The 24,930-nt window shown below is 61.7% G+C and carries 23 protein-coding genes, 1 tRNA gene and 2 pseudogenes; 14 read left to right on the top strand and 12 right to left on the bottom strand.

The annotated features are described in order from the left end of the window. The first annotated feature begins 126 nt into the window (after nt 1-126). The gene (locus tag DCO57_RS18160) at nt 127-705 is read left to right on the top strand and encodes a hypothetical protein (RefSeq protein ID WP_116700327.1); all 579 of its coding nucleotides are present in this window, start codon (nt 127-129) and stop codon (nt 703-705) included. A 126-nt stretch (nt 706-831) separates the two neighbouring features. On the opposite strand, the gene DCO57_RS18155 is transcribed toward DCO57_RS18160, so the two are convergent. Then, nucleotides 832-1,875: a M20/M25/M40 family metallo-hydrolase gene (locus DCO57_RS18155; protein WP_116700326.1), complete on the bottom strand. Its 1,044-nt coding sequence runs from the start codon at nt 1,873-1,875 to the stop codon at nt 832-834. Nucleotides 1,876-2,177: 302 nt separating this feature from the next. On the opposite strand from DCO57_RS18155, the gene DCO57_RS18150 reads away from it, so the two are divergent. Together DCO57_RS18150 and mepA are read left to right on the top strand one after the other, a co-directional pair. Then, nucleotides 2,178-3,263, top strand: a complete 1,086-nt coding sequence (locus DCO57_RS18150) for a patatin-like phospholipase family protein (RefSeq protein WP_116700325.1) — start codon at nt 2,178-2,180, stop codon at nt 3,261-3,263. A 77-nt stretch (nt 3,264-3,340) separates the two neighbouring features. After that, nucleotides 3,341-4,462 (top strand): penicillin-insensitive murein endopeptidase, encoded by a 1,122-nt coding sequence (gene mepA / locus DCO57_RS18145; RefSeq protein ID WP_244287971.1) that lies wholly within the window; start codon nt 3,341-3,343, stop codon nt 4,460-4,462. A 64-nt stretch (nt 4,463-4,526) separates the two neighbouring features. On the opposite strand, the gene DCO57_RS18140 is transcribed toward mepA, so the two are convergent. Beyond that, complete coding sequence (locus tag DCO57_RS18140) at nt 4,527-5,045, bottom strand: GNAT family N-acetyltransferase (RefSeq protein WP_116700324.1); 519 nt, start codon at nt 5,043-5,045, stop codon at nt 4,527-4,529. A gap of 254 nt (nt 5,046-5,299) precedes the next feature. On the opposite strand from DCO57_RS18140, the gene lepA reads away from it, so the two are divergent. Both lepA and DCO57_RS23955 read left to right on the top strand, forming a co-directional pair. Then, a complete protein-coding gene (lepA, locus tag DCO57_RS18135; RefSeq protein WP_116700323.1) occupies nt 5,300-7,105 on the top strand; it encodes a translation elongation factor 4 in 1,806 nt (601 codons plus the stop codon). Between the two features lie 277 nt (nt 7,106-7,382). Continuing rightward, a complete protein-coding gene (locus tag DCO57_RS23955) occupies nt 7,383-7,961 on the top strand; it encodes an alkylphosphonate utilization protein (protein WP_244287970.1) in 579 nt (192 codons plus the stop codon). Between the two features lie 250 nt (nt 7,962-8,211). On the opposite strand, the gene DCO57_RS23585 is transcribed toward DCO57_RS23955, so the two are convergent. Continuing rightward, complete coding sequence (locus DCO57_RS23585; RefSeq protein ID WP_165814783.1) at nt 8,212-8,352, bottom strand: hypothetical protein; 141 nt, start codon at nt 8,350-8,352, stop codon at nt 8,212-8,214. Between the two features lie 133 nt (nt 8,353-8,485). On the opposite strand from DCO57_RS23585, the gene DCO57_RS18120 reads away from it, so the two are divergent. The 4 genes from DCO57_RS18120 (at nt 8,486) to pheT (ending at nt 14,055) form a co-directional block, all read left to right on the top strand. After that, nucleotides 8,486-9,403, top strand: coding sequence for a LysR substrate-binding domain-containing protein (locus DCO57_RS18120; RefSeq protein ID WP_116700321.1), 918 nt, complete (start codon nt 8,486-8,488; stop codon nt 9,401-9,403). Nucleotides 9,404-9,810: 407 nt separating this feature from the next. Beyond that, entirely contained in the window at nt 9,811-10,893 is a 1,083-nt protein-coding gene (gene pheS, locus DCO57_RS18115; protein WP_116700320.1) for a phenylalanine--tRNA ligase subunit alpha, read from the top strand. Nucleotides 10,894-10,923: 30 nt separating this feature from the next. After that, complete coding sequence (locus tag DCO57_RS18110; protein ID WP_116700319.1) at nt 10,924-11,577, top strand: phenylalanyl-tRNA synthetase subunit alpha; 654 nt, start codon at nt 10,924-10,926, stop codon at nt 11,575-11,577. A gap of 60 nt (nt 11,578-11,637) precedes the next feature. Next, a complete protein-coding gene (gene pheT / locus DCO57_RS18105) occupies nt 11,638-14,055 on the top strand; it encodes a phenylalanine--tRNA ligase subunit beta (protein ID WP_116700318.1) in 2,418 nt (805 codons plus the stop codon). Between the two features lie 63 nt (nt 14,056-14,118). Here the strand turns inward: pheT and DCO57_RS18100 are convergent, their stop codons facing one another. The 3 genes from DCO57_RS18100 to DCO57_RS18090 all read right to left on the bottom strand — a co-directional run bounded on the left by DCO57_RS18100 (nt 14,119) and on the right by DCO57_RS18090 (nt 15,333). After that, nucleotides 14,119-14,457 carry a hypothetical protein gene (locus DCO57_RS18100; protein WP_116700317.1) on the bottom strand — a complete coding sequence of 113 codons (339 nt, stop codon included), beginning with the start codon at nt 14,455-14,457 and terminating at the stop codon, nt 14,119-14,121. A gap of 152 nt (nt 14,458-14,609) precedes the next feature. Then, complete coding sequence (locus DCO57_RS23825) at nt 14,610-14,939, bottom strand: hypothetical protein (RefSeq protein ID WP_208978022.1); 330 nt, start codon at nt 14,937-14,939, stop codon at nt 14,610-14,612. A gap of 55 nt (nt 14,940-14,994) precedes the next feature. Continuing rightward, on the bottom strand, nt 14,995-15,333 hold the full coding sequence (locus tag DCO57_RS18090; protein WP_116700316.1) for a hypothetical protein: 339 nt from the start codon (nt 15,331-15,333) through the stop codon (nt 14,995-14,997). 152 nt (nt 15,334-15,485) lie between these two features. On the opposite strand from DCO57_RS18090, the gene DCO57_RS18085 reads away from it, so the two are divergent. Continuing rightward, nucleotides 15,486-16,127 (top strand): nucleotidyltransferase family protein, encoded by a 642-nt coding sequence (locus DCO57_RS18085; protein WP_116700315.1) that lies wholly within the window; start codon nt 15,486-15,488, stop codon nt 16,125-16,127. 94 nt (nt 16,128-16,221) lie between these two features. Here DCO57_RS18085 and pabB read toward each other — a convergent pair whose 3' ends face one another. From pabB to DCO57_RS23345, 5 genes are all read right to left on the bottom strand, one after another. Then, nucleotides 16,222-18,030: an aminodeoxychorismate synthase component I gene (pabB, locus tag DCO57_RS18080; protein WP_116700314.1), complete on the bottom strand. Its 1,809-nt coding sequence runs from the start codon at nt 18,028-18,030 to the stop codon at nt 16,222-16,224. A gap of 190 nt (nt 18,031-18,220) precedes the next feature. Further along, nucleotides 18,221-19,711, bottom strand: coding sequence for a methyl-accepting chemotaxis protein (locus DCO57_RS18075; protein WP_116700313.1), 1,491 nt, complete (start codon nt 19,709-19,711; stop codon nt 18,221-18,223). Continuing rightward, nucleotides 19,708-20,031, bottom strand: a complete 324-nt coding sequence (locus DCO57_RS18070; RefSeq protein ID WP_208978021.1) for a hypothetical protein — start codon at nt 20,029-20,031, stop codon at nt 19,708-19,710. The genes DCO57_RS18075 and DCO57_RS18070 overlap by 4 nt, the downstream gene beginning before the upstream one ends. Before the next feature lie 268 nt (nt 20,032-20,299). Then, on the bottom strand, nt 20,300-20,968 hold the full coding sequence (gene msrA / locus DCO57_RS18065; RefSeq protein ID WP_116700312.1) for a peptide-methionine (S)-S-oxide reductase MsrA: 669 nt from the start codon (nt 20,966-20,968) through the stop codon (nt 20,300-20,302). Nucleotides 20,969-21,182: 214 nt separating this feature from the next. Continuing rightward, nucleotides 21,183-21,497, bottom strand: coding sequence for a hypothetical protein (locus DCO57_RS23345; protein ID WP_133192708.1), 315 nt, complete (start codon nt 21,495-21,497; stop codon nt 21,183-21,185). A gap of 321 nt (nt 21,498-21,818) precedes the next feature. On the opposite strand from DCO57_RS23345, the gene DCO57_RS18055 reads away from it, so the two are divergent. Together DCO57_RS18055 and DCO57_RS18050 are read left to right on the top strand one after the other, a co-directional pair. Next, a tRNA-Ser gene (locus DCO57_RS18055) sits at nt 21,819-21,908 on the top strand. 168 nt (nt 21,909-22,076) lie between these two features. Continuing rightward, nucleotides 22,077-22,193, top strand: a pseudogene (locus tag DCO57_RS18050) (transposase); the annotation flags it as partial. A gap of 248 nt (nt 22,194-22,441) precedes the next feature. Here DCO57_RS18050 and DCO57_RS18045 read toward each other — a convergent pair. After that, nucleotides 22,442-23,455, bottom strand: coding sequence for an IS110 family transposase (locus tag DCO57_RS18045; RefSeq protein ID WP_116700372.1), 1,014 nt, complete (start codon nt 23,453-23,455; stop codon nt 22,442-22,444). A 67-nt stretch (nt 23,456-23,522) separates the two neighbouring features. Here DCO57_RS18045 and DCO57_RS18040 point away from each other — a divergent pair. Together DCO57_RS18040 and DCO57_RS23725 are read left to right on the top strand one after the other, a co-directional pair. Next, nucleotides 23,523-24,490: pseudogene (locus tag DCO57_RS18040) on the top strand (IS3 family transposase); the annotation flags it as partial. Nucleotides 24,491-24,743: 253 nt separating this feature from the next. Further along, on the top strand, nt 24,744-24,930 hold a 187-nt coding region (locus DCO57_RS23725; protein WP_205756208.1), incomplete at its 3' end, for a hypothetical protein.

Here is a 24,930-nt window from a genome sequence, read left to right as displayed (position 1 = left end):
ACCGACTTCATGAACCTGCTTGAACACCACAAGCATTAGTTAATGGCGTGTTAAGTTTTCTGCATCATGCTTGAAGGGTCTTCTTGCCGGGCCGGACGGGTCCGCTATCGTCAGGATCCGGGCTTCATGCAGATTTCCATCGAGACCACCACCCAGAGTTCCAGCCTGTTCGCGGCCTCCTATTCGAGCGGCGGATCCGGCGATGCGAAGAGCCAGGACGAAGCCCAGGCACCTGCGGTCAGCGTTCTCGAGGCCGCCAGCAAGAAAGCCGAGGAAGACGCCGTGGTGATCGCCGCGCTGCAGGATGCGGTGGAAAAGGGCAAGGCCGAGAAAAACGGTGACGAGGACGACGAGGACGGCGCGCTTGCCACGGTCGAGGACTATCAGAACACCGCAGGCAAGCTGAAAGCGGCGCTCGGAGAAGACGGGAGCGGTGCAGCCGCTTCCCTGGCCTATGAAAGCGCGACGATCTCGACCACCACCATCGAGGCCGAAATTGGCGGTGAAACGCTCACCGCGCAGTTCGTCTCCTTCGAACGCGTGTCCTACGACAGCGAAACCGGCCTCTCGGTCCGTTCGGCAAACGCCTCGGCCATCGAGGGGGATTTTGACGGCGGCTCCTTCAACTACCAGAGCGCCTCCGTCAGCGAACTTTACGCCGGCACCGGTGCGCAGGTGTCCAACCTGGCCGGGCTGGTCGCCTGAGGCAGGGTTCCGGAGCAAGCCACCGCCTTCAAGGCTCCGAGGGCGCCGCAGGCACCTGAAGACGGGCCGCAAATTCCTAAATTCGCGCCCCGTCCGTCGTTGCAGGGCTGACGCACCTGCTCAGGCTCAGGCCTTTTTCAGATACGCCACCAGAATATCAAGCGCTGCCTGAAGGTCGGCCTTGTGGATCATCTCGGTGACCGTATGGATGTAGCGGGTGCCGACCACGATCCCGACCGCCTTGGCACCGGCCGCCGCCTGCTGGGCCGCAGCGCCGTCCTGGCCACCGGCCGCCAGCATGGTGCGCTGGAACGGGATCTTTTCCTTCACGGCAATCGCCTCGATCTCCTTGACCAGGTCCCGGTCGGCGATGAAGCTTGAATCCTTGACGTGCAGGCCGAAACCCTCACCCTGAACCGTGGTTCGGTCCTGTTCGGGAACGCCCGGTGTGTCACAAGCAAGCGTGGTGTCGACCCCGAAGCCGATATCCGGCTTGATGGCGAAGGCCGCCGTGCGCGCCCCGCGCAGACCGACCTCTTCCTGACAGGTGAAGGCCACATGAATTTCCGAGGCGTGTTTGGTCTTGCCGATGCCCTTGAGGGCCTCGATGCCGAGCCAGCAGGCGATGCGGTTGTCGAGCGCCTTGGAGACCACCTTGTCGCCGATCTCGATCAGCGGCTCGTCCATGGTGACCATGTCGCCGACCTTGACGATGTCCTTTGCCTTCTCGCCCATGCCGAGATCGACCACGAAATCCTTCGGTTCGGGGATCTTCTTGCGCTCTTCCGGCGAGGAAATATGGATGGGCTTGCCACCCGGATTCATGACGCCCTTGAAGTCGCCCTCATCCGTCGACACGAGCACGCGCCGGGAGAAGAGATTGCGCGCGTCAAAGCCGCCGACCGGCTGCACATGCAGGTAACCCTTGTCCGTCACATGAGAGACAAGGAAGCCGATTTCGTCCATATGGCACAGCAGCATGACCTTCTGCGGCGCGCCCTTTTTCGTGGTCTTGCGGGCATCGCGGCGGCAAAGCAGCGACCCCATCGGGTCGACCGTGACCTCATCGAACAGGCCCTTGATTTCAGCCTGGATCAGTTCGCGGACCCTGTGCTCGTGGCCGGGCACGCCGGGGGTTTCGCAAAGACGGCGGAGGAGATCGATATTCATGGAACTTCCTGCTGAGGGTTGAAAAATCCGCCCGATCCTATTCCGAAACAGGCTTCGGGACAAAGAATGAAGACGCAGACCGACGGAATCCGTTCCCGATTGTCCGCAAAACGGCAAATTTGCGCGAATTGATTAACCGTCTGATCGCCGAATTTTCAACAAACAGCCGCTCGTTTCGCCCTTTGCCATTGCCGCGTCGCAATTCGGGACAAACAATCGGGGTACAACATGATGCTCAAGAAGCGGCCCGGCTGTATGCGGTCAGGGTCTGCCTCTTCTTTTTCACCAGCCGGGAACAAGAGATGGCCCAGAAAAAACGTTTCATACTTTCCATTGACGGCGGCGGCATACGCGGCCTGATACCATTGCGCATTCTGGAGGCTCTGGAGAGCCGGCTGATCCACCGCGGTGTCACCGAGCCGATGCACAGGGTATTTGACCTGGTCGCCGGCACGTCCACCGGCGGGCTGATCGCCGCCGGCCTTTGTGCGCCGCGTCCCGGCAGTTCGGCCGGCGAGGCGGCGGCAACGATCGCCGAGCTCAGATCCTTCTTCGAGCGCGAGGCCCGGGACATCTTCACCCATTCGATCGGTGACCGGATGGCGCGGGCGGTGACCAGACCTCTCGGCCTCTTCGATGAAACCTATGACGCCCGTCCGATGGAAAAACTGCTCAAGGAACGCTTCGGCTGGACCTCCATGGCAAGCGGTCTTACCCGGCTGGTGCTGACCGCCTATGACATCGAACAGCGGCGCGCCGTGTTCATGACCAATGGGCTGGAGGAGAACGGCAGCCGTCCGGACGATTATTATTTCTGGCAGGCAGTACGCGCCACCACTGCCGCGCCCGGCTATTTCGAGCCCGCCAGGGTGGAGAATCTGGCGCACAAGCGCGAGGAAGCGCTGGTCGGCGGAGAGGTCTTCATGAGCGACCCGGCGATCGCCGCCTATCTGGAAGCGCGCAAGATCGGCTGGGAGACGGACGAGATCGTCATCCTGTCGCTCGGCACCGGGCGGGCGGCGGAACACGCCTTCCCCTACAGGAACGCCATCGGCTGGGGCGCCCTCGGCTGGATGCAGCCTTCCAGAGGCGGTCCTCTTCAGTCGATCCTCACGGACGGGCAAGCGCAGACGGCCTCCTATCAGGCCCGACATCTCTTCGGCGAACTGCCCGGCGTCACCTATCACCGGCTCGACGCGGTCCTTCCCCCGGAGGCCGAAGCCATGGACAACGCCCGCCCCGGCAACATCATTGCGCTCAACGGTGCCGCCGACCGGGTAATCCGTGACAACACGATTCTTCTGGATGACATTGCGGATCTGATGAAAACCCATCTCATGTCCCCGGAAACGGGTGCGGAAGCTGCCGATCTGGTGCATGCTGCGTAACAGACGGACTCAAGAATGAAGCTGAAGGGCCAGCCGCCGAAAGGCGGGCGGTCCTCCGCGACGCACGAGGTTCCACAGTGAGCATGCGCAATCCGGCGGCGGGGAAAACCGCACCGGCAAACCGGCAACGCCGGCGGATCAGACCGGCGGGAGTGATCGCCGCCCTGCTGGCGCTACCGGCAACGATTACGGGTGCCGGAGCGGTCACCCCCGTGCCCGATGCCAAACCGGCGCCTTGGAGCGACACCCTCGGCGAAGATTTCCGGCCAAGCGTGCAGCTCATCGCCGGCATTCCCGTGCCGGTGAAAAAGCGCGCGGTCCCGGAGGGCTATGTCGCGGCCACACCCAAACTCGTTCTTTATTCCAGTCTTCCGGCGAAGGACTATTTCGGTGCAGCGAACGGCCCCGCGCCGCTCAAGGCCCGGTCCATCGGATCCTATGCCAAGGGATGCCTCGCGGGAGGGTCTGCCCTGCCGGCGGACGGTCCGAGCTGGCAGGTCATGCGGCTGTCGCGGAACCGCAACTGGGGGCATCCGGAACTGGTCGATTACCTGGAAGATCTGGCCCGGGATGCGCCCAAGGTCGGCTGGAACGGACTTCTTGTCGGCGATCTGGCGCAGCCGCGGGGCGGACCGATGACGTCCGGCCATGCAAGCCACCAGATCGGCCTGGATGCGGATATCTGGCTGACGGAAATGCCGGACCGGCGCCTTAGCCGGGAGGAGCGCGAGGAGATCTCGGCGGTTTCCATGCTCAAGGGGCCGCTCGACGTGAAGGGAGCGGACCGGCGTGTGGATCCGCGCAAATGGACCGACACCCGCGCCCGGCTCATCCGCCGCGCGGCGTCGGACCCGCGCGTGGCCCGGATCTTCGTCAATCCGACGATCAAGAAGGCCCTGTGCGACTTCGAGACAGGTCGCGACCGCGCCTGGCTGCGCAAGATCCGTCCGTGGTGGGGACATCACTATCATTTCCATGTCCGGCTTTCGTGCCCGGCCGGAAGCGTCGGATGCAAGAACCAGAACCCGCCGCCACCCGGCGACGGCTGCGGCGCCAATCTGGCCTACTGGCTGTCGGACGAACCCTGGGTGCCGAAGAATCCGCCCAAGGCGGGCGAGAAGCCGAAGGTGGTCAAGAAGCGGCCCATGGCCCTGGCCGCCCTGCCGCAGGATTGCCGGAAGGTTCTCACGGCCGACTGACGGAAATCGGTGAAAAGGCGCCCTATCGCAGACACGGCAAGGCGGGGCAGCGACGTGCCGCCGCTCATTTATCCGGTGCCGCCATTCCTGCATTGAGAACGCGGGTCATCAGCACCAGATCCAGCCAGCGGCCGAATTTTGTGCCGGCCTGGGGCAGACGGCCGGTGACTTCGAAACCCAGTTTTTCATGCAGGGCGATGGAGGCCGCGTTGTCTCCGTCGATAACGCCCACGAGCAGGTGAAGGTCCTTGGCAGCGGCAATCTCGACGAGCTGGGACAGCAAGGCGAAGGCAACGCCCTGACGCTGCGCCAGAGGATCCACATAGACCGTGTGTTCCGCGGTGAACCGGTACCCTTCTCGCGGGCGAAACGGGCCGAAGCTGGCAAACCCGAGGACGTCTCCGGACTGTGTCGAAGCAACCAGCACCGGCAGCCCTTCGTTCTTGCAGTGCTCGAACCAGGTCAACCTGTCGTCAAGGGTCTCCTCCCGGGTTGTCCAGGCGGCCGTGGTTTCCCGAACTGCGCGGTTGTAGATCGTCAGAATAGCCGGAATGTCCTTCGGTGCGGCTTCACGGATCAGCATTACTTCCCCCCGTCAATTTTATCAATTTACCGCTAGCACAACTTCTCCGCCGCTTTAAAGAGCGTTCACCGTGAAAAGAAGGGATCCGGCCGCAGCCCTGTCATGCCGTTTTGGCATCCCGGCGGCAGTGGAACGGGAACCAGGGTCGCGCGCCCGTTCGTCTGGCTATATTTTGCTTCAAAACCACCAGATTTCGGCTTCGGACGCGCGCAATTCACTGGTCGAAACCGAAATGCGGTGGTAAACGGGCGGCCATGACGACGAAGACCCTTTCCAACATCCGCAATTTTTCCATCGTGGCCCATATCGATCACGGCAAGTCGACACTGGCCGACCGGCTGATCCAGATGACCGGCACGATGACCGATCGGGAAATGACTTCCCAAGTTCTCGATTCGATGGATATCGAGCGCGAACGCGGCATCACGATCAAGGCCCAGACCGTACGGCTGATCTATACCGCCAAGGACGGCCAGCAATACACGCTGAACCTGATCGACACGCCGGGCCATGTCGACTTCGCCTATGAGGTGTCCCGCTCGCTTGCGGCCTGTGAAGGATCGCTGCTGGTGGTCGATGCCTCCCAGGGCGTGGAAGCGCAGACGCTGGCCAATGTCTACCAGGCCATAGACAACGATCACGAGATCGTCACGGTTCTCAACAAGATCGACCTGCCGGCCGCCGAACCGGACCGGATCAAGGAACAGATCGAGGATGTCATCGGCATCGATGCCTCCGAGGCCTGCATGATCTCCGCCAAGACCGGTCTCGGCGTGGAGGACGTGCTCGAAGCGATCGTCCAGAAGCTGCCTGCACCGAAGGGCGACCCGGACGATACGCTGAAGGCGATGCTGGTCGACAGCTGGTACGACACCTACCTGGGCGTGATGGTGCTGGTGCGTGTCATCAACGGTTCGCTGAAAAAGGGCCAGAAGGTCAAGATGATGGGAACAGGCGCCGCTTACGATATCGATCGTGTCGGCGTGATGACCCCCAAGTTCCTGCAGGTGGACGAACTGCATGCCGGCGAGATCGGCGTGATCACCGGCTCCATCAAGGAAGTGGCCGATACCCGCGTCGGCGATACCATCACGCTGGAGAAAAAACCCTGTGCCGAGGCGCTGCCGGGCTTCAAGCCCGCCCAGCCGGTGGTGTTCTGCGGTCTTTTTCCGGTCGATGCCAACGACTTCGACGACCTGCGTGCCGCCATGGGCAAGCTGCGCCTCAATGACGCCAGCTTCTCCTTCGAGATGGAAACCTCCGCGGCCCTCGGTTTCGGCTTCCGCTGCGGCTTCCTCGGCCTGCTGCACCTGGAAATCATCCAGGAGCGGCTCTACCGCGAATTCGACCTGGACCTGATCGCCACCGCGCCGTCGGTCGTCTACCAGATGACGCTGACGGACGGTTCGGACATCGACCTGCACAACCCGGCGGACATGCCGGACGTGGTCAAGATCACCGAGATCCGCGAACCGTGGATCCGGGCGACGATCATGACGCCAGACGACTATCTGGGCGGCATCCTCAAGCTGTGCCAGGAGCGGCGCGGCATCCAGGTGGATCTCAGCTATGTCGGCTCGCGCGCCCTGGTGGCCTATGACCTGCCGCTCAACGAGGTGGTCTTCGATTTCTACGACCGGCTGAAATCGATCTCCAAGGGATACGCCTCCTTCGACTACCAGATCTCCGACTACCGGGCCGGCGATCTGGTCCGCATGTCGATCCTGGTGAATGACGAACCGGTGGACGCGCTGTCCATGCTGGTGCACCGCAGCCAGGCGGAGCGGCGCGGACGGGCCATGTGTGAGAAGCTGAAAGAGCTGATCCCGCGGCACATGTTCAAGATCCCGATCCAGGCCGCCATCGGTGGCCGGGTGATCGCCCGCGAGACCATTTCGGCCCTGCGCAAGGACGTGACCGCCAAATGCTACGGCGGCGACGCCACCCGTAAACGCAAGCTGCTGGAAAAGCAGAAGGCGGGCAAGAAGAAGATGCGCCAGTTCGGCAAGGTCGAAATCCCGCAGGAAGCCTTCATCCAGGCCCTGAAGATGGATGAGTGAGAAGCAGTCGGGCCTTGCCCGGCATGAAGGTCCGGTGGACCTTCATGAGCTTCGAACGCACGCGAGCATAAGGCGCATGGCGCCGTCGAGCAGGCTAATGCGCTCGGGCCTCGCCCGCGCACAGGACGAGCGCCGCCCTTCATCGGACGGACGGCGGTTCCGTGGCTGCATCGCCGAGACCTGAAAGCCGGCGCCCGTCGGCTGGTCTCGACCAGATTACCTTGAGCCTCACAGCCAGGCTGTGAACACGACGACTGACGAGATGAAGGAAATGACCATGGAGCAGATTCTCCGTGAACGCGCCGGGAATGCCTGCGAACTTAGCGGCTCCACCGAAGCGCTGACTGTGCTGGAGATCGGGCCGGAGGCAGACGGAAGCCCTGATATGGCGATCCTTGTCAGCGCCGATTGCGCCGACCAGATCTCCGGGGCCAGGGAGATGGACCCGACCCACTGGCATTGCCTGAACGAGTCCGCCTGGAGCCAGGTTCCCGCCGTGCAGGTCGCCGCCTACCGGCTGCTGGCGAAAATGCCCGATGAGAGCTGGGCACGGGACCTGCTGGACATGCTCTACCTGGAAGACGACGTTCTTGCCTGGGCAAAGGCCGGCCTTCAGGAGTCCACCCCGGATGAGGACACCGGCGTGGTTCACAAGGATACCCATGGTGCGGTTCTCTCCGCCGGAGATACCGTCACCCTGATCAAGGATCTCAAGGTGAAGGGCGCCAGCTTCACCGCCAAACGCGGCACCGCCGTGCGCAATATCAGCCTTGTGGCCGACAATCCGGAACACATCGAGGGCCGCGTGAACGATCAGCGGATCGTCATCCTGACGGAATTCGTCAAGAAGTCCTGATCCGGGCAGCATCAGTCCACCGGCAGCATCTGCCCCGTCGCCGCCCTTCGATGCATTTGACGTAGGCGAGACGGGCACGACGCGTGCGACACCGGCCCGGAGCCGCGCCAGGTCAAGACCTGCAAACAGAAACGGCGCCGGGGATGCCGGCGCCGTTTTCTGATTTTACAAACTCCATCCGCGCGGTTTCACACCGGAAGATGTCATGGCCTAGGCCTTCAGGACCGGCCCGCAAGCCGGTCAGCTTCTGTCAGTGCCGGATCATCGGCAGATCGGCCAGTTCGCGCTGGCTCATGCGCTGGATCGCCGGATGGGAGAGCGGATCGCTGCGGTCCCAGACCTCCTGCGTTCCCGATGCGGCCTGGCGGCGGCGGAATATGAATTTCATCATGGACTTAAGTCTCCTTATTATTGTTCGTCCCATGGCCAAATCCCTTTATTGAATTTAGCAACACTGCTTATATAGGAAATATTATCGCTGAATTACATCGACTTCCTCTGATTTTCGATTTAGATTATCTATAATGAAAAATCTCAATCGCATTCATCTGTCCGGCCTCAGGGCCGTGGAAGCCGTCGCCCGACTCGGGTCGGTCAAGGCGGCGGCGGCGGAACTCGGCGTGACCGTCGGCGCCGTCAGTCAGCAGGTGCAGAAGACGGAAGCCCAGCTCGGCGTGCAGCTGTTCGAACGGCAAAACCGGCTGCTCCTGCCGACGGCACATATCCTGGCGATGCAGCCGCATCTGACCGCAGCCATGACGTCGCTGTCGACAGCAGTGGCGACCACGCAGCGCGGCAGGGAAGATGCGCTGACGATTTCCGTCGCCCCCGTCTTCGCGGGCAAATGGCTCGTCTGGCACCTGAAGAACTTCGGCAAGGCCCATCCCGGCATCCGGGTGCGCGTGGAGGCGACGATCGATCTGGTGGACCCGGACATCAGCGACGTGGATCTGTGCATCCGCGTCGGCCGGGGCCCCTACCCGGGCCTGAATGCGGAAAAACTGCTCAACCAGCGGGTCTTTCCCGTCTGCAGCCCCGCACTTGCCGAAAAGATCAGGAAGCCGGAAGATATCGGCACACTGCCGATCATCCGCGACCCGGGACAGATGTTCTCCTGGAAGACCTGGCTGGATCTCTTCGGACTGGACGACAGCATTCTCCAGGACGGACCGACCTTCTCCGATGGATCGCTGTGTCTCGATGCGGCCATTGCCGGACAGGGCATCTTTCTGGCCTGGGAAACGCTTGCCGTCTACGCGGTGAAGTCCGGCCAGGTGGTTGCTCCCTTCCCCGAACGCCCCGCGACCGGCATGGCCTACTGGCTGATCGGTGGCCGGAACGCCCCGAAAACGAAAGCCAAGCAGGCCTTCGGCGACTGGCTGAGGGACGAGCTGCAGAGTTCCATCGGCAGGGCCAAGGGGGCGGACGCGGTGGCGAACTGATCCCGGTGCCCGGGCTCACCGGACCGCGACCGCGCACATGTCACCCAAAGCATTTCCGCTTGCCTTCTCCCGGCCGTTCAGTAAGTTGCCTGCCATGACCTGTCGCACCGCATATATCCGCCAGCCCGGCTCCGGCCGGAGCGTCATGCGCCTGACAGACGCCACCGTGCGCCTGTTTGCGCCGCAGGGTCCCGCCTGCGGGCGATTTATGCGCTAATGCGCTTCAATTCCAGCGCTTTTCTTCAATGCGCGATCTCACGCAATAATGCGGCCGAGGCCGTGGCAATGTGTGCGAATATTCGCTAAAAGACCCCGACTTTCTGTTTCGACATCACGCGCGCGCCGCGCGCGAACCGGGAATGGTCCATAAGATGGGTCACATTCAACTCTCTTTGGTATGAGCACGCATGTCCAATCTCGATACTCTTGAATCCGATCTTCTGGCCGCCATCGAAAGCGCCGAGAGCGAAGCCGCCCTGGAAGAGCTCCGGGTCAACGCCCTGGGCAAGAAGGGGTCCATTTCTGAGCAGATGAAAACTCTCGGCAAGATGACCCCGGAAGAACGCCAGGTGATGGGACCGGCTCTCAACGGCCTGAAAGCGAAGATCACCGAGGCCATCGCCGCCCGCAAGGATGTTCTGGCGGAAGCCGCGCTGGAAGCCCGCCTTGCCGGCGAGAAGGTCGACATCACCCTGCCGCTGCGCCCCTCCCCGGCGGAGACAGGACGCATTCATCCGGTCAGCCAGGTGATCGACGAACTGACGGCGATCTTCGCGGACATGGGTTTTTCCATTGCCGAAGGCCCGGATATCGAAACCGATGACCTGAATTTCACCGCACTGAATTTTCCCGAAGGCCATCCGGCGCGCGAGATGCACGACACCTTCTTCTTCAATCCGAAGGAAGACGGCGAACGGCTGCTGCTGCGCACCCATACCTCACCGGTGCAGATCCGCACCATGCGCAGCCAGGAACCGCCGATCCGCGTAATCATCCCGGGCCGGACCTACCGCTGCGACAGTGACCAGACCCACACACCGATGTTCCATCAGGTGGAAGGGCTCGTCATCGACAAGGAGAGCCATTTCGGTCACCTGAAATGGGTTCTCAAGGAATTCTGCCAGGCCTTCTTCGAGGTCGACGACATCAAGATGCGCTTCCGCCCGAGCTTCTTCCCGTTCACCGAGCCGTCCATGGAAGTGGACATCCAGTGCGACCGCTCGGGCAGCGAAGTGAAGATCGGCCAGGGGGACGACTGGCTTGAAATTCTCGGCTGCGGCATGGTGCACCCGAATGTCATCCGCAATTGCGGCCTCGATCCCGACGTCTACCAGGGCTTTGCCTGGGGCATGGGCATCGACCGCATCGCCATGCTGAAATACGGCATGCCGGATCTCAGGGCCTTCTTCGACGCGGATGTGCGCTGGATCCAGCATTACGGCTTCCGCCCGCTCGATCTGCCGACGCTGTTCGGCGGATTGTCCAGTTAACCGCAAGGACCTTCAAGGGGGCGCCTACCCATGTCACTGCTGACCCGCCTATTTCTTGTTGCCGCTCTGTCGCTTGCCGCCCTCCTTCCGGCGGCGGCCCAGACAAAGGATCAGGACAGCCGCATCGCGAAGCCAACGTCGTTTCTTGAGGCCTGCGCCGAAAAGATCGAGAGCCGCGGCCGGCTGCGCTTTTGCGACACCTATTTCCGCGACAAGCTCGGCACGGAAGCCGATGCGCTGCTCTATCTGCGCGACCGCATCACCCGGCTTCGGGCGGCCCATGAGGCCAGTTCTGCGGAAAAGTACCAGAGCTTTCTGCAGGCAATCTATATCGTCGCCTTTCTGACCATCGCCTCCATCGTGCTGATTGCCAGCGACCGGCGCATCCGCGGTACGGCCCGATGGGCCGGGCTTGCCAGCAGTGCCGCGGTTCTGGTGATGGTGGTGATTGTCGCCATGGGCTGGCTCGGCAAGTACCGGGCGGAATATTCCGCCCAGTTCGAGCTCGGCATCCTGCGGGACCGGATCGAGACGGAAGCGGCCCAGGCAATTGCCACCGGACAGCAGATCACACCGGACATGGTGCGGCTGTGGACCCAGGACCTGTCCGATATCGGCCGCCGCTTCGCCAACAGCTACGGCCACGCCACGATCATTCCAGAGCTGGACCGGTTCAGCAACTAGCCGCCATTTCACCAGATTCGCGGTGGGGTCCCGCCGCACGACCGACAAAGAGCAACACTCATGAAATTCACCCTATCCTGGCTCAAGGAGCACCTGGACACCGATGCCGGCCTGGAGGAGATCGTGGAACGCCTCACGATGATCGGGCTGGAAGTGGAAGAGGTCAGCAACCGGGCCGACCGGCTGAAGCCCTTCCGCATCGCCAGGGTTCTGGAGGCCGAACAGCATCCCAATGCCGACCGCCTGCGCGTGCTGAAGGTCGACACCGGCGAAGGCGACCCGGTCCAGATCGTCTGTGGTGCGCCCAATGCCCGCGCCGGTCTTGTCGGCGTGCTGGGCAAGCCGGGCGATTATGTGCCCGGCCTGGACATCACCCTGTCGGTCGGCAAGATCCGCGACGTGGAAAGCTTCGGCATGATGTGCTCGGAGCGCGAGCTGGAACTGTCCGAAGAACATGACGGCATCATCGATCTTCCCGAAGATGCCCCCGTCGGCATGAGCTATGCCGAATGGGCGGGACTGGACGAACCGGTCATCGAGATCGGCCTGACCCCCAACCGCCCCGATTGCACGGGCGTCTACGGCATCGCCCGCGACCTGGCCGCAGCCGGGCTCGGCAAGCTGAAGGAACGCTCTCACGCACAGATCCGCGGCAGCTATCCCTGTCCCGTCGATGTAAAGCTTGACTTCGCCGGCACTCCCGCGATGTGCAAGGCCTTCGGCCTGCGCATGGTCCGGAACGTGAAGAACGGCCCTTCGCCGCAATGGCTCCAGGACCGCCTGACGGCCATCGGCCTGAGGCCGATCAACATCCTTGTGGACATCACCAACTACATCACCTTCGATCAGGGCCGGCCGCTGCACGTCTTCGACGCCGACAAGGTCAGGGGTGATCTGGTGGTCCGTCGGGGCAAGAGGGGCGAGACCCTCGAAGGCCTCAACGGCAAGACCTACGAACTCGACGAGACCGTCTGCGTCATTTCCGACGACAACGGCGTCGAAAGCCTTGGCGGCATTCTCGGCGGCACGCCTTCCGGCTGCACCGACGAGACCGTCAACGTGCTGATCGAGTCTGCCCTGTGGGACGAGGACGCCATCGCGGCCACGGGCCGCAAGCTCGGCATCAACACGGACGCCCGCTATCGCTTCGAGCGCGGCGTCGATCCGGACTACATGATGCCGGGACTGGAATATGCCACGCGCATGGTTCTGGACCTGTGCGGCGGCGAGGCCTCCGAACCCGTCCAGACCGGAGCGATTCCGGACACCAGCAACATCGTCGATTTCCCCTATTCGGAAATCCGGCGGCTGTCGGGTATCGATGTCTCCAACGCGGAAGCCAATGTCGTCCTGAAATCCCTCGGTTTCTGGATCTCCGGCACCGGCGATACCGTCAGGGTTGCCGTACCCAGCTGGCGTCCTGATATCGAGGGCAAGGCGGATCTCGTGGAGGAGGTCGTGCGCATCATCGGCCTCGACCGCGTACCGCTGACGCCGCTGCCGCGCCAGGGCACCGTGGGACAGAAGGTCCTGACCACCGGCCAGATCCGCCGCAGCAAGGCGCGGCGCGCGCTTGCCGCCCGCGGGTTCAACGAGGCGGTCACATGGTCGTTCATCGCCAGGGACCAGGCCGAGCTCTTCGGTGGCGGCAGCCCGGTTCTGGCTCTGGCCAATCCGATTTCAGCCGACATGTCCGACATGCGCCCGAGCCTGCTTCCCGGCCTTCTGGCCGCCGCGCAGCGCAATGCCGACCGCGGTTTCGGCGATGTCGCCCTTTTCGAAATCGGCCAGGTCTTCGAGGACGACACGCCGGACGGCCAGAAGATGACAGCCGCGGGCGTGCGCCGTGGCACGGCCAAGCTGCAGGGCGCCGGCCGCCACTGGTCGGGCGCCTCCGGCGATGTGGATGTGTTCGACGTCAAGGCCGACGCCGAAGCCGCGCTCGCGGCAATCGGTGCTCCGGTCGACAAGCTGCAGGTAACGGCGGATGCTCCGGCAACATTCCATCCGGGCCGCTCCGGCTGCCTGAAACTCGGCCCGAAGAACACGCTCGCCGTGTTCGGGGAAATTCACCCGCGCACGCTGGCCAAGCTGGATATCGCCGGCCCGCTGGCAGCCTTCGAAATCTACCTCGATGCCCTGCCGCAGCCCAAGGGCAAGGGCGGCGGCTCCAAGGGCGCGCTGAACGCAAGCGATCTCATGCCCGTGCGGCGCGACTTCGCGTTCCTCATCGACAAGGATGTGAGTGCGGGAGCGCTCCTGAAAGCGGCGCGCGGTGCGGAAAAGACACTGATTTCCGACGTGACGCTGTTCGACATCTACGAAGGCAAGGGTGTTCCGGAGGGCCAGAAATCCGTCGCCATCGATGTGACGCTTCAACCGCGCCAGAAGACGCTGACGGACGAGGAGATCGACGCGGTCTCAGGCAAGATCATCGCAAATGTCCAGAAAGCGACCGGCGGCACCCTGAGGGGCTGACCGGCGGCATGAGGGGCAGGATGCAGACGCCGCGCGGCCAAAACCGTGCGGCGGTTGCTTCGCCTATTGCTGCTGCCCCTGCTCGATGCAGACCTTGACCGGACAACTGGTATCGTCGCTGGTCGGAACATAGGTCGTTCTGATATCCCGGCCTGCCGAAACACACTGAGTTCTGCCCGCTACGTAGCGGTCGAACTTGTACGGCCCCGATTTCAGATTGATCGCACCGAACTTTTCGATCAGGGCCTGCGTTTGCGCGCAGGTCAGCCTGGTGGTGTCCGGTTGCCGCCGGGTCTGCGCCTCCGCGGACAGTCCAGTCAGGCAGATAACGCCGAAAACGAGCCCCGACCCAAGGGCGAACCCCGCAACTGAAGACTGCTTCCTGCTGTTGTTCGCGTGCATCAAAAGGCCTTTTTCTGGATTTCAGGCAAATTCATTTTACAAATGGGCGTCATGTCCGGCCCCTGTCCAGGGCCCTGACACTCCTTGTTTCATATTTGTGAAACGGGGTCTAATTGCAATGGCTGTTGCGCCCGAAAACCCGACGTCCCGCGCTAGCGATTGTTCCGGTTCTGATAGCACCTGTAGCCGACCGGACATTTCGCATCGTCTTTTGTCGGCGCAAATCTGGCCCGGACCGAATTCGCCCGTGGCACGCAATAGCGGGCATCGGCGACAAAGGTTTCATATGTGGTCGGCCCGGTCGACATGACAACCGCTCCCCGCTGCTTTACCAGCGCCTGCGCCTGGGTGCAGGTCATGGAGCGGGTATCCGGCCGCGCGGTCTGCGCGTGAACCTGCAGAAGCCCGGGCAGAAGGAAAAATGCTCCGGCAGCGGCAAGGACCGGCACCGTCCGCGCAAGCATCGTGACCATTCCCTTCATCTGCATATCCCTCCCGATCGGCAACAGGCCCGGGGTCAGCGGACAATCAGCTCATTCAGTCGAATTCAAACGGCTGGTTGCTGGCGCATCTTTGCACATAGCACCTGTTGTTGTCCTTGGTCGGCACATAGTCGCGTTTGAGAATTTCGCCGTGCTGGCAGGCGTTCCGGTTCGCCACATATCTGTCGAAGGTATATTGCCCGGTGCTCAGGACGACCGCGCCGCGCTGTGCGATCAGCGATTGAACCTGGGCGCAGGTCATCGACCGCGAGTCCGGCCGTCCCGACTGGGCCCCGGCGGGCTGCAGCGCCGACAAGGTCAGCACCGCCCCGGCGATAACGATTCCCGCAACCCTGCCTTTTCCGGCAAGCCGTCCCCTGTTCAGATGATTCATGTGCGTTTCCCGGTTCGTTGGTCCTGAAAGCGAAATGGCGTCTGGAGGACGATAGTCAAGCCACAGCTGTGCAATTTTGAGCGTCCGGATTTCCACCCGGGCGGAATCGGTTACTCTTCGTCTCCCGTTCCCCCGAGACACAGGTCCCTGTCATGACTGCGGAAACCGACACAAGGGCCGGCCCGGACACAAGACTGGGCGCTTCCTATGCCGCCTGCGAAGACGCGCGGATCGAACGGCTCGAGCAGATCCTGCGCAGGCTTCCTCACGTCATGAGGATCCTCGCCACCATCCGGGATCTCGACCTGCCCGACGCCTGGCTGGTATCCGGCGGGATCTACCAGAGCGTCTGGAACGTTCTGACCGGCCGGCCGCATCTGCACGGCATCAAGGATTTCGACATCATCTATTTCGACGGGTCGGACCTTTCATGGGAAGCGGAAGACACCGTTATCCGCATGGTGAGCGCGGCCCTGCCGGATCTTGCGCCCCTTCTGGAGGTGCGCAACCAGGCCCGGGTGCACCTATGGTACGAAAAGCGGTTCGGACACCCCTGCCGGCCGCTGGACTGTTCCATGGACGCCCTGACCACCTATGCGGCCCGCACCCATGCAGTCGCCGCGCGGCTGAGCGCAGATGACGGCCTCCTCCTTCATGCGCCCTTCGGCCTCGCGAATCTCTTCGCCATGCGCCTGGTGCCCAATTACGGACGGGAAAACAAGCAGACCTATGCCGAAAAGGCGGAGCGCATGAAGGCGCTGTGGCCGGAGCTGGAGGTCATTGCCTGGCGGTGAACATGGCTGTCCCCGTCCTTTTCCGGGCGTGCCGTCCGGAGCCGCGACCGACGGGCGGCCAGCCTCCCAAGCAGCGGAGTTCCGCCTGACCGGATCAGGCGTCTTGCAATCGGTCACCGAGTTCCAAAAGGCGCGCCTGCATGAGCCCGCGCACGGAATTTCCGACGAAGATCGCGTCTGCGGTGAGCAGATCCCGCGGCATCAGATCCGCCTCCACGGCCAGACCGCGTTCCAGGAGCCCTGCCCGCAGGGTTCCCGGCAGAAGGCCGTGTCCGAGGGCCGGGGTCAACAGGCGGCCGTTGCGTTTCACGAACAGCGTGGTGTAGCTGCCTTCGGTGAGAAAGCCGTTTTCGTTGCAGAAAAGCACTTCCCGGCAGCCGGTCCGCGCCTGGAGGTCCTTGCGGGCGTCGTCCAGAAAGGCACGGTTTGTGGTCTTGTGGAAAAGGAAGCGGTCGGTGGAGGACACCGGTTCGCCGGCAAGCACCAGCGTGACCGCCGCCCCGTCCGGCGGTGTCAGGGCAGTTGCGGTCACGGAAAGATCGCCACCGGCCCCGAGCAGCAGACGCACGCGCTGCGCTCCACGAAATACCTGCGCCCGGTCCGCAAGCGTGGCTTCGACGGCCTGACGGTCGAACGGGAAGCCGAAATAGGCCGCCGACGCCTGGAGCCGAAGCAGGTGCCGCTCGAGCAGCAGATAGCCCTCCTCCGGGTCGAAGGCCATCGTCTCGATCAGCTCGAAGCGCGGCGTTGCCTGCGTCATGAATTTCAGTTTCAGCAGACATTCGTCATATTCGGGCGCAGCCCCGGAATCGAACACCACCCCGGATCCCGTTCCGGCCTCCCCGCTTCCATCATCGCGCAGCACCAGGGTACGGATGGCCACATTGAGCCGGAAGTCGCCGCCCGGTTCCAGGTGCCCGATGGCGCCGGTATAGATGCCGCGCGGACCGGTTTCCAGATCACGGGCGATCCGCATGGCGCTGAGTTTCGGCGCGCCGGTAATCGAGCCGCAGGGAAAGAGCCGTTCGATCAGCGTGGCAAACCCTGTGTCCTGCGTCGCCCGGGCCTCCACCGTGGAGGTCATCTGGTGGACGCTCCGATAGCGCTCCACCTCGCACAGTTTCGTCACCACGACACTCCCCGTCCTGGCGACGCGCGACAGGTCGTTGCGCATCAGGTCGACGATCATGGTGTTTTCGGCGCGCTGCTTGGGATCCTTCGCCAGCGCGATGGCGATTGCGGCGTCTTCTGAGGGATGGCGGCCGCGGGGCGCGGTTCCCTTCATCGGTCGCGTGCGCAGCACGTTGCCCTTCCGCTCGAGAAACAGTTCCGGCGAAAGGGACAGGACTGTCCGGTCCGTCGTCCGCACAAAGGCGGCGAATTCGACCGGCTGCCTGTGCATCAGTTCCTCGAACAGGCGCTCCGGTGCGCCCAGATACCGGAAGGCGGCGCGCAGTGTCAGATTGACCTGGTAGACATCGCCCCGGGCGAGATGCCCGCGGACCCGCTGGAAAGCCGCATCATAAGCGGCCCTGTCCATGTCGAAAACCGGGTCGCAAACGCGCGGCGCTGCGCCGCCCGCGGCCTTCAGCATGGCCCGTGCCGCCTCGAGGGGCAGCGCTTCGGCCCGGTCGTAGAGTCCGAACCAGAGCAACGGTTCGCCGGTTGGCTCGAAGGTGCGGGCAAGCGCATCCTCGAAGGCATACCCCAGTTCATAGGCAAGATACCCGGCCGCATATGCGCCGTCCCTCTGTGCCGCCTCGAGCCGTGTCAGTGCAGCGCGCACGTCCTCCAGACGGCGGCAGGTGACGATTTCGAACGGTGCTGTGAAAAACCGGGCTGTCCGCTCTTGCAGAAGATCCAGGAGCAACACCGAACCGGACGGGAATGCGCTGTCAGGCATGCGGGAAAGACCAGGCAGAAGAGAGCGGGGCTGCAGAAGGCCGGGCCACGCAGCGGAGCGCGCGGCTGTTCGGCGACAGGCGCTCATGACATCCATACGGCGATCCGTCAAGAACCGCGGCGGCCACCCATAAAAAAGGACCGCCGAGAGCGGCGGTCCTTGTTGGTATTTTCACAATGGCGCTGCCGGATCAGGCGGCGGCAACGTCCTTCAGGAAGGCGTCGATCGAACGCCGCATATCGGAGGTTTCTCCATCGAGGACTTCCGTGGCTTCCACCATGGAGGTGACCGACTTGCCGGTTCGCTCGACCGCCTCGCGCACCCCGCCGATATTCTCCGCGACCCGGCCGGTGCCATCGGCCGCTTCGGCCACGTTGCGGGAGATTTCGGCCGTGGCCGAGCCCTGCTGGCCGACAGCGGCGGCAATGGCCGCGGTATAGCTGTTGACCTCGTCCATGGTCGTCGCGATGAGGCCGATGGAGGCGACCGCATCCTTGGTCTCCGCCTGGATGGCGGCAATCTGCGCGCCGATTTCCTCGGTCGCCTTGGATGTCTGGGTCGCCAGTTCCTTCACCTCGGCCGCAACAACCGCAAAGCCCCGTCCCGCTTCGCCCGCACGTGCCGCCTCGATGGTGGCGTTGAGCGCGAGAAGATTGGTCTGTTCGGCGATCGCCTGGATGAGAGTGACGACCTCGCCGATCCGGTTCGCCGCTTCGGCAAGGCCGGCGACTTTCTGGTTGCTTGTCTGGGCATTCTCGGTCGCCTGGACCACGATGCCGGTGGTCTGCTCGACCTGGCGGGAAATTTCCGCGATGGATGAGGTGAGTTCCTCGGCAGCCGAGGCGACCATCTGTACATTGGACGAGGCGGTTTCGGAGGCGTCCGAAACCGATGCGGCACGGTCGGTCGTATCTTCGGCCACGGACCCCAGCTCTTCCGCCGAGCCGCGCATTTCGTGCACCTTGCGGCCGACTTCGTCCAGCTTGGCGGCAATGTCGTTCTGGAAGGCGGCGATCCGTTCGTTGACGAAGGCTTCCCTTTCGCGCTGAGCTTCATCGTGAGCCGCGCTCTGATGCTGCAGGGCGACCGCCTGGGACCGGGCTTCCTCGGCCTCGTGCCGCGCCTTGTCGGAAATATCGAAGGCCTTTGCCAGATTGTTGGTCATCCACCACAGGATGCCGACCTCGATCACGACGACAGTCGCATGCAGCAGCACCCGGGCGAAATCCGCGCCATCGGGGAACACGGCCCAGGGCATGGCGAAATTGAGCACGATATGATGGACCGCGACCACGGCCGCATAAGCGATCAGGGCCCGCCAGTCGACCCAGCTGGCCAGGATCGCCAGCACCGCAAAGAAGTACATGTGCCCGTCAAGCTGATAGGAGTTCTGCCCGGCCGGTACGGCGAGGGAGGCGACCAGCAGGGCCACCAGTCCGGCCAGAGACATGGCCGTTGCAAGGCGCGTCTCCACGCCGGATCCGCATTTCATCCAGGTGAGCGTGGCCGCCCCGCCCAGGATCAGCGCGGCGCCGCCCACGGCCACGAGGGACACGGTGCCCACCAGCCAGGCGGTTGCGATGACCAGAAGAACGTTCAGCCATGTGAACCAGACGACGATCCTGGCGAAATTGTCCCGAAAGGAATCGAGACCTGTTCTCGTATTCTCGGTTTCACTCATATCCTAGTATCCCCCAAAAACCCATTCCAGCGCGCGCAGACCTGTGCGACGGCCGAAGAGGCGACAAAACCCGCCCCGGCCCGGTACAGGCTGGCGATGAATTCATGATCTTCCGACTCGGTCAGTGCGACCCAGGATCCGTCGCGGACAAAGATGATCCCACCGTCCGCCCTTGCGATGACCTCGGCGGCCGTCGGGCCACCCGGTTTCGCAAACACGGCGACCAGCCCCTTGTCTCCCGGCATGAGCACGCCGACACACATCAACATGCTGGCGCCGAGGAAATAGGTAACCGCAAATATCTTTGCGGATGACGACATCAAACCAAACCTCACCTGGGTGCTTTCGTGAACAGAATTGCACCTTATGGTTTAATAAATTCTGAAGCTCTCGGGGCGAATGCCGAAAAACATCGATATTTCTGCGAGGGATTTGATGCCCGTCTTGTCGCGAAGCGGCCGATTTCTACGCATAGGGCACCAGACGCAGAGACACCGCAAACATCATCGCTGCCCGCGCGGCTCTCCGGTTGCGCCTGCCGCCGGGGGCGGAAGGCGGCCGGCACTCCCCGGGATTGTTCGACGCCCCCTATCCGGCGGCCGGCCCGAGGCCCGTCGGACAGGCGATGCCGGTGCCGCCGATGCCGCAATAGCCGGCCGGATTCTTGGCCAGATACTGCTGATGATAGTCCTCGGCGAAATAGAAGGTATCGAGCTGGCGGATCTCCGTGGTGATGGAGGCCGGAACGCCACCCGCCCGCAGGGCCTGCTGATAGGCCTCCTTCGACTGCACCGCGGCCGCGAGGTCTTCCTCGTCGGGCACGTAGATCGCCGAACGGTATTGGGTGCCGGTGTCATTGCCCTGGCGCATGCCCTGGGTCGGATCGTGGTTTTCCCAGAACACCTTCAGAAGATCGCCGCGCGTCACCTGGTCGGGATCGTAAACGACCAGGACCGCCTCGGTATGGCCCGTACGGCCGGTGCAGGTTTCGTTGTAGGTGGGGTTGGGCGTCAGCCCCCCGGCATAGCCGACGGCGGTCACATGGACGCCGGGGAGCTGCCAGAACAGGCGCTCTGCACCCCAGAAACAGCCCATGCCGAAGATCATGGTCCTGAACCCCGCCGGATAGGGCCCGGCAAGGGCCCGGCCGTTGACGTGATGCGGCCCGGCAGGGACGATCGCATTGGCGCGCCCGGGCAGGGCCTCTTCCTTGCTTGGCAGCGAAAACTTCTTGGACAGCAGAGTCATGAAAGACATGGCGGATCTCCGGCGCACTGAGGCGCGCGCCCTTCCCGGGAGGGACAGACGGCGGCGAACCGGGTGCGCTTACCGGTTGATGGTCACCGGTAAATGTGGCGCAGCTTGCCATCCATTCCAAGAGGCTTCGGCCAAATTGACACGCATGTTAGCGATCCGGGCGCCAACGGCTGAGCGCGCCCGGCCGTCCCGCTCACATCCGGACGGCAGATCCTCAGGCGAACTGCGCAAGCTGGCGCCGACGTCTGGCACCCAGCCACAACAGCAGCATGCCCAGGGGTGCCAGGACAGCCCAGACCGGCCAGAGCAGCACGGTCTGTTGCGCGACGCCCCACAGTCCCGCAGGCGCGGACTGTTGAACCAGCTCCAGGGTCTGCGGCGACAGGCCGGCCCACACATAGCCGAGCGGCGCCATATAAACTTGTGATTGAGCAATTGAAGTGCTTGCATCCGAAATACCGGCAACAATCGCCACGGCGAGAAATCCGTATCCCAGTAACCTGAATAAAAATTTTAAAACACTAATCATCGTATATCTTCCCACACACTACATTTTAAATAGTTAATACTCACGTGACGCTGCCGAAAAAGGCAGTCACGCCCCCTATTGAGCATTCCCCTAGGGTAATAGCACGGAAATAATTTACAAGAGCTGATATGCAACACAATTTCGCAACATTTCTGCCGCGAAGCCCCTTCGCCGCCCTCCTCCGGCCGGTCTCCGGTTCGGCAAATTTCCCAGAAAATTCCAAAGCTTGAGGGCAACTGCAAAAAAACACCGCAAGGCGCTTGCGCTTGACCGCGTCATGGGTATATTGCGCGGCACTCAGGCGGGATCAACGCCTGAAAAGGACAGGTGGCCGAGTGGCTGAAGGCGCACGCCTGGAACGCGTGTATACGGGCAACCGTATCGAGGGTTCGAATCCCTCTCTGTCCGCCATTTTATTTTATCGAATTGATTTTCCACCGATCCTACTGAGTCGCTGGCGTGTGCGTTCACTGTTGCGCGACCATCACACCTCTTGGCCTACCTTGTTGGTAATCATCCCCAAAAACCACTGGGTTGAAAATTGGACTTCTCCGGCCTTTGATGCGCTTGGAGAACGACATGAAGAAATCAAGATTTACGGAAAGCCAGATCCTGACGATTTTGAAGCAGGGAGAGAGCGGTGTGCCGGTTGCCGATCTTTGCCGGGAACACGGGATCAGCAACGCGACGTACTACATCTATGGACAGCTCTCCCGATGCAAGGTTTTTGAGATCTGATCGAAGCCGGTATCTGGGTGCCAACATCTATCCGGCGTCACCAGAACGGTGCTGGTGCGCCCAAATGGGAAATCCGCGTGTGTGAAGGCCTCGACAAGTGGCCGGCTTCGATGAGCCATTATAATACTCAGGTTCCCTTCACACCGGATTCAAACCGGTCGTCACATTTCTCGCAGTCTTGCACCTCTCTGCCGTACCCCTCCTGTTTAAGCGGTACGGAACTCCGTGTTTTGTCGCAGCATGGCAAATATGATCCGCGCGTTCTTGTTGGCGATTGCGACGATCGCTTTGGCAGCCCCTCGTCGCTCCTGGAGACCAATGGCCCACTGACTGACCGCATCGTGGTGCTTTGGTGCCGTTCGCAGAACCGCACGTGCCCCGTGAACCAGCAGTGTTCTAAGATGTCGGTCACCACGCTTTGATATGCCCAGGAGCATTTGCCTGTTCCCACTCGAATGCTGTTTTGGAACTAGACCAAGCCACGCGGCCAGATGACGACCGTTCTTGAACTCGGTTCCGTCTCCGATCGCCGCGACAATAGCAGTCGCTGTTTTGGGACCCACGCCACGGATCTTGGCGATACGCTGACAGGCTTCATTACTGCGGAACACCCGATTGATCTCACGATCAAACCAGGCAACACGCCGATCCAGTTCACATAACATCTCAAAGAGCTGCTCTAGCAGAGAGGCGAACAGATCACCCAGCCTGCCGCGCTCCATGGTCAACAAACGCGGGATCTCGCGTCTGGCGCGAGTAATTGACAGACCGAAGGCAAGGCCACGGTCCAGAAGCAATCCGCGCATCTGAGAGACAAGGGCAGTTCGATGATTGACGAGCCGTTGGCGTCCACGATGTAATGCTTGAATGTCCTGCTGACCAAGCGATTTTGGTGGAACGAACCGCATGTTCGGCTGACGCAGTGCCGTACAGATAGCAGCTGCATCGTTTTGATCATTCTTTTGATGCCGGGCGAAAGGTTTGACGTATTGTGGGGCGATGATCCGAACCGAGTGGCCGAGCGCTTCAAACTCTCTCTGCCAATAGAATGCGCCAGTACAGGCCTCGATACCGATCTGACAAGCCGGCAATCGACCGACATCCTCGAGAAGCCGCGAACGCCCAAGGCGTTTGCGGTAGACAACGTTGCCTTCGGCATCTTCACCGTGCAGCTGAAACACATTCTTCGCCAGATCAATCCCAAGATAGTGCAGTCTCATTGTCTTCTCCTCCATATTCAAGGCTTCCAGCACTGAGTGTAGAGGGAGAGCCGTCCATCCCATCAACTGGCGATCCAAGTACGGCGGTATGGATGCGTCCTTGATGGCGGAAATGAAGGCCATGGTCGAGGAGAACCGCCGTCTGAAGAAGAAGTATGCCGAGATGGCGATGCAGAACGAACTGCTGAAGGATGCTCTGGGAAAAAAGCCTTGAGGCCGTCTCAGCGTCGAGAGATGGCCATGAATGCAATCCATCTGCGTGGTGTGAGCATCGCGCTTGCCTGCCGCACGTTCCAGATCAGCGAGAGCTGTTATCGCTATGAGCGCAAACTCAGTGACGAGAATGCCGAGATCGCGGACTGGCTGGTCCGGCTGACGGCAACGCACCGAACCTGGGGCTTCGGCTTGTGTTTCCTTTATCTGCGCAATGTCAAAGGCTTCGCATGGAACCACAAGCGCGTCCGGCGGATTTACCGGGCGCTTGAACTGAACCTGCGCATCAAGCCGAAAAAGCGCCTGGCTCGGGAAAAGCCGGAGCCTCTGGCAGTTCCCGATGGCCCCAATATGACCTGGTCTATGGACTTCATGTCGGATCAGTTGGCCGACGGACGCAGCTTCAGGACCTTGAACGTTCTGGACGACTTCAACCGTGAGGGCCTGGGCATTGAAGTGGCTATTTCCATTCCGGCCCTTCGGGTTATCCGCACTCTGGAGCGGATCATCGAATGGCGCGGACAGCCTTTGAACATCCGGGTGGACAATGGTCCGGAAAACGTCAGTGCCGCCCTGCAAATATGGGCTTCAAGACGTGGGATCGGCTTGGAATACATCCAGCCCGGAAAACCGCAACAGAACGCCTATGTCGAGCGCTACAACCGAACCGTCCGCCATGAATGGCTCGGACAATACATATTCGAAACGATCGAGGAGGCACAGGACCACGCCACGCGCTGGCTATGGACATACAACAACGAGCGGCCCAACATGGCCATCGGCGGCATCACACCCGCAATGAAACTGAAAACAGCGGCCTGAAGTCCAGTTTTAAAACCCGCCAAAAATGGGATGATAACCATTACCACTTGACGGGTACAATAACAAACGGCCAAACATGGGCATCAATGACAAAACGCCAACTCAGGCACTCAACGGAACAACCTGATCAGAAACCACAGCTAGCAACATGTCTGGAGTCTTAAACCCAGTTCAATTATATAATGGGCTTCAATAATGCAGGCTTAAATCGTTAAATTATGTTATCTTAAAGATCGAGCTCGGGAATTCAGAAATGATAATAAGAAAAATCATAAACAATTATTTTGGCGCTTATAATAATAAGCTCGATGATATCATAAAGAAGCAGATTGAATTAGAGGATCGTATTAAACGGGATTTGAGCGACAAAGTCGTTTCAAGATTGAGAAGAATTGATAAAATTGATAAAGAGGTAGTCTCGGAAAGAGACAGAAATAAAA

This window comes from Labrenzia sp. 011 (assembly GCF_003075075.1).
Taxonomy (GTDB): domain Bacteria; phylum Pseudomonadota; class Alphaproteobacteria; order Rhizobiales; family Stappiaceae; genus Roseibium.
Note: the sequence above shows the minus strand (reverse complement) of the source record. Positions and strands in the feature narration are given on the sequence as shown.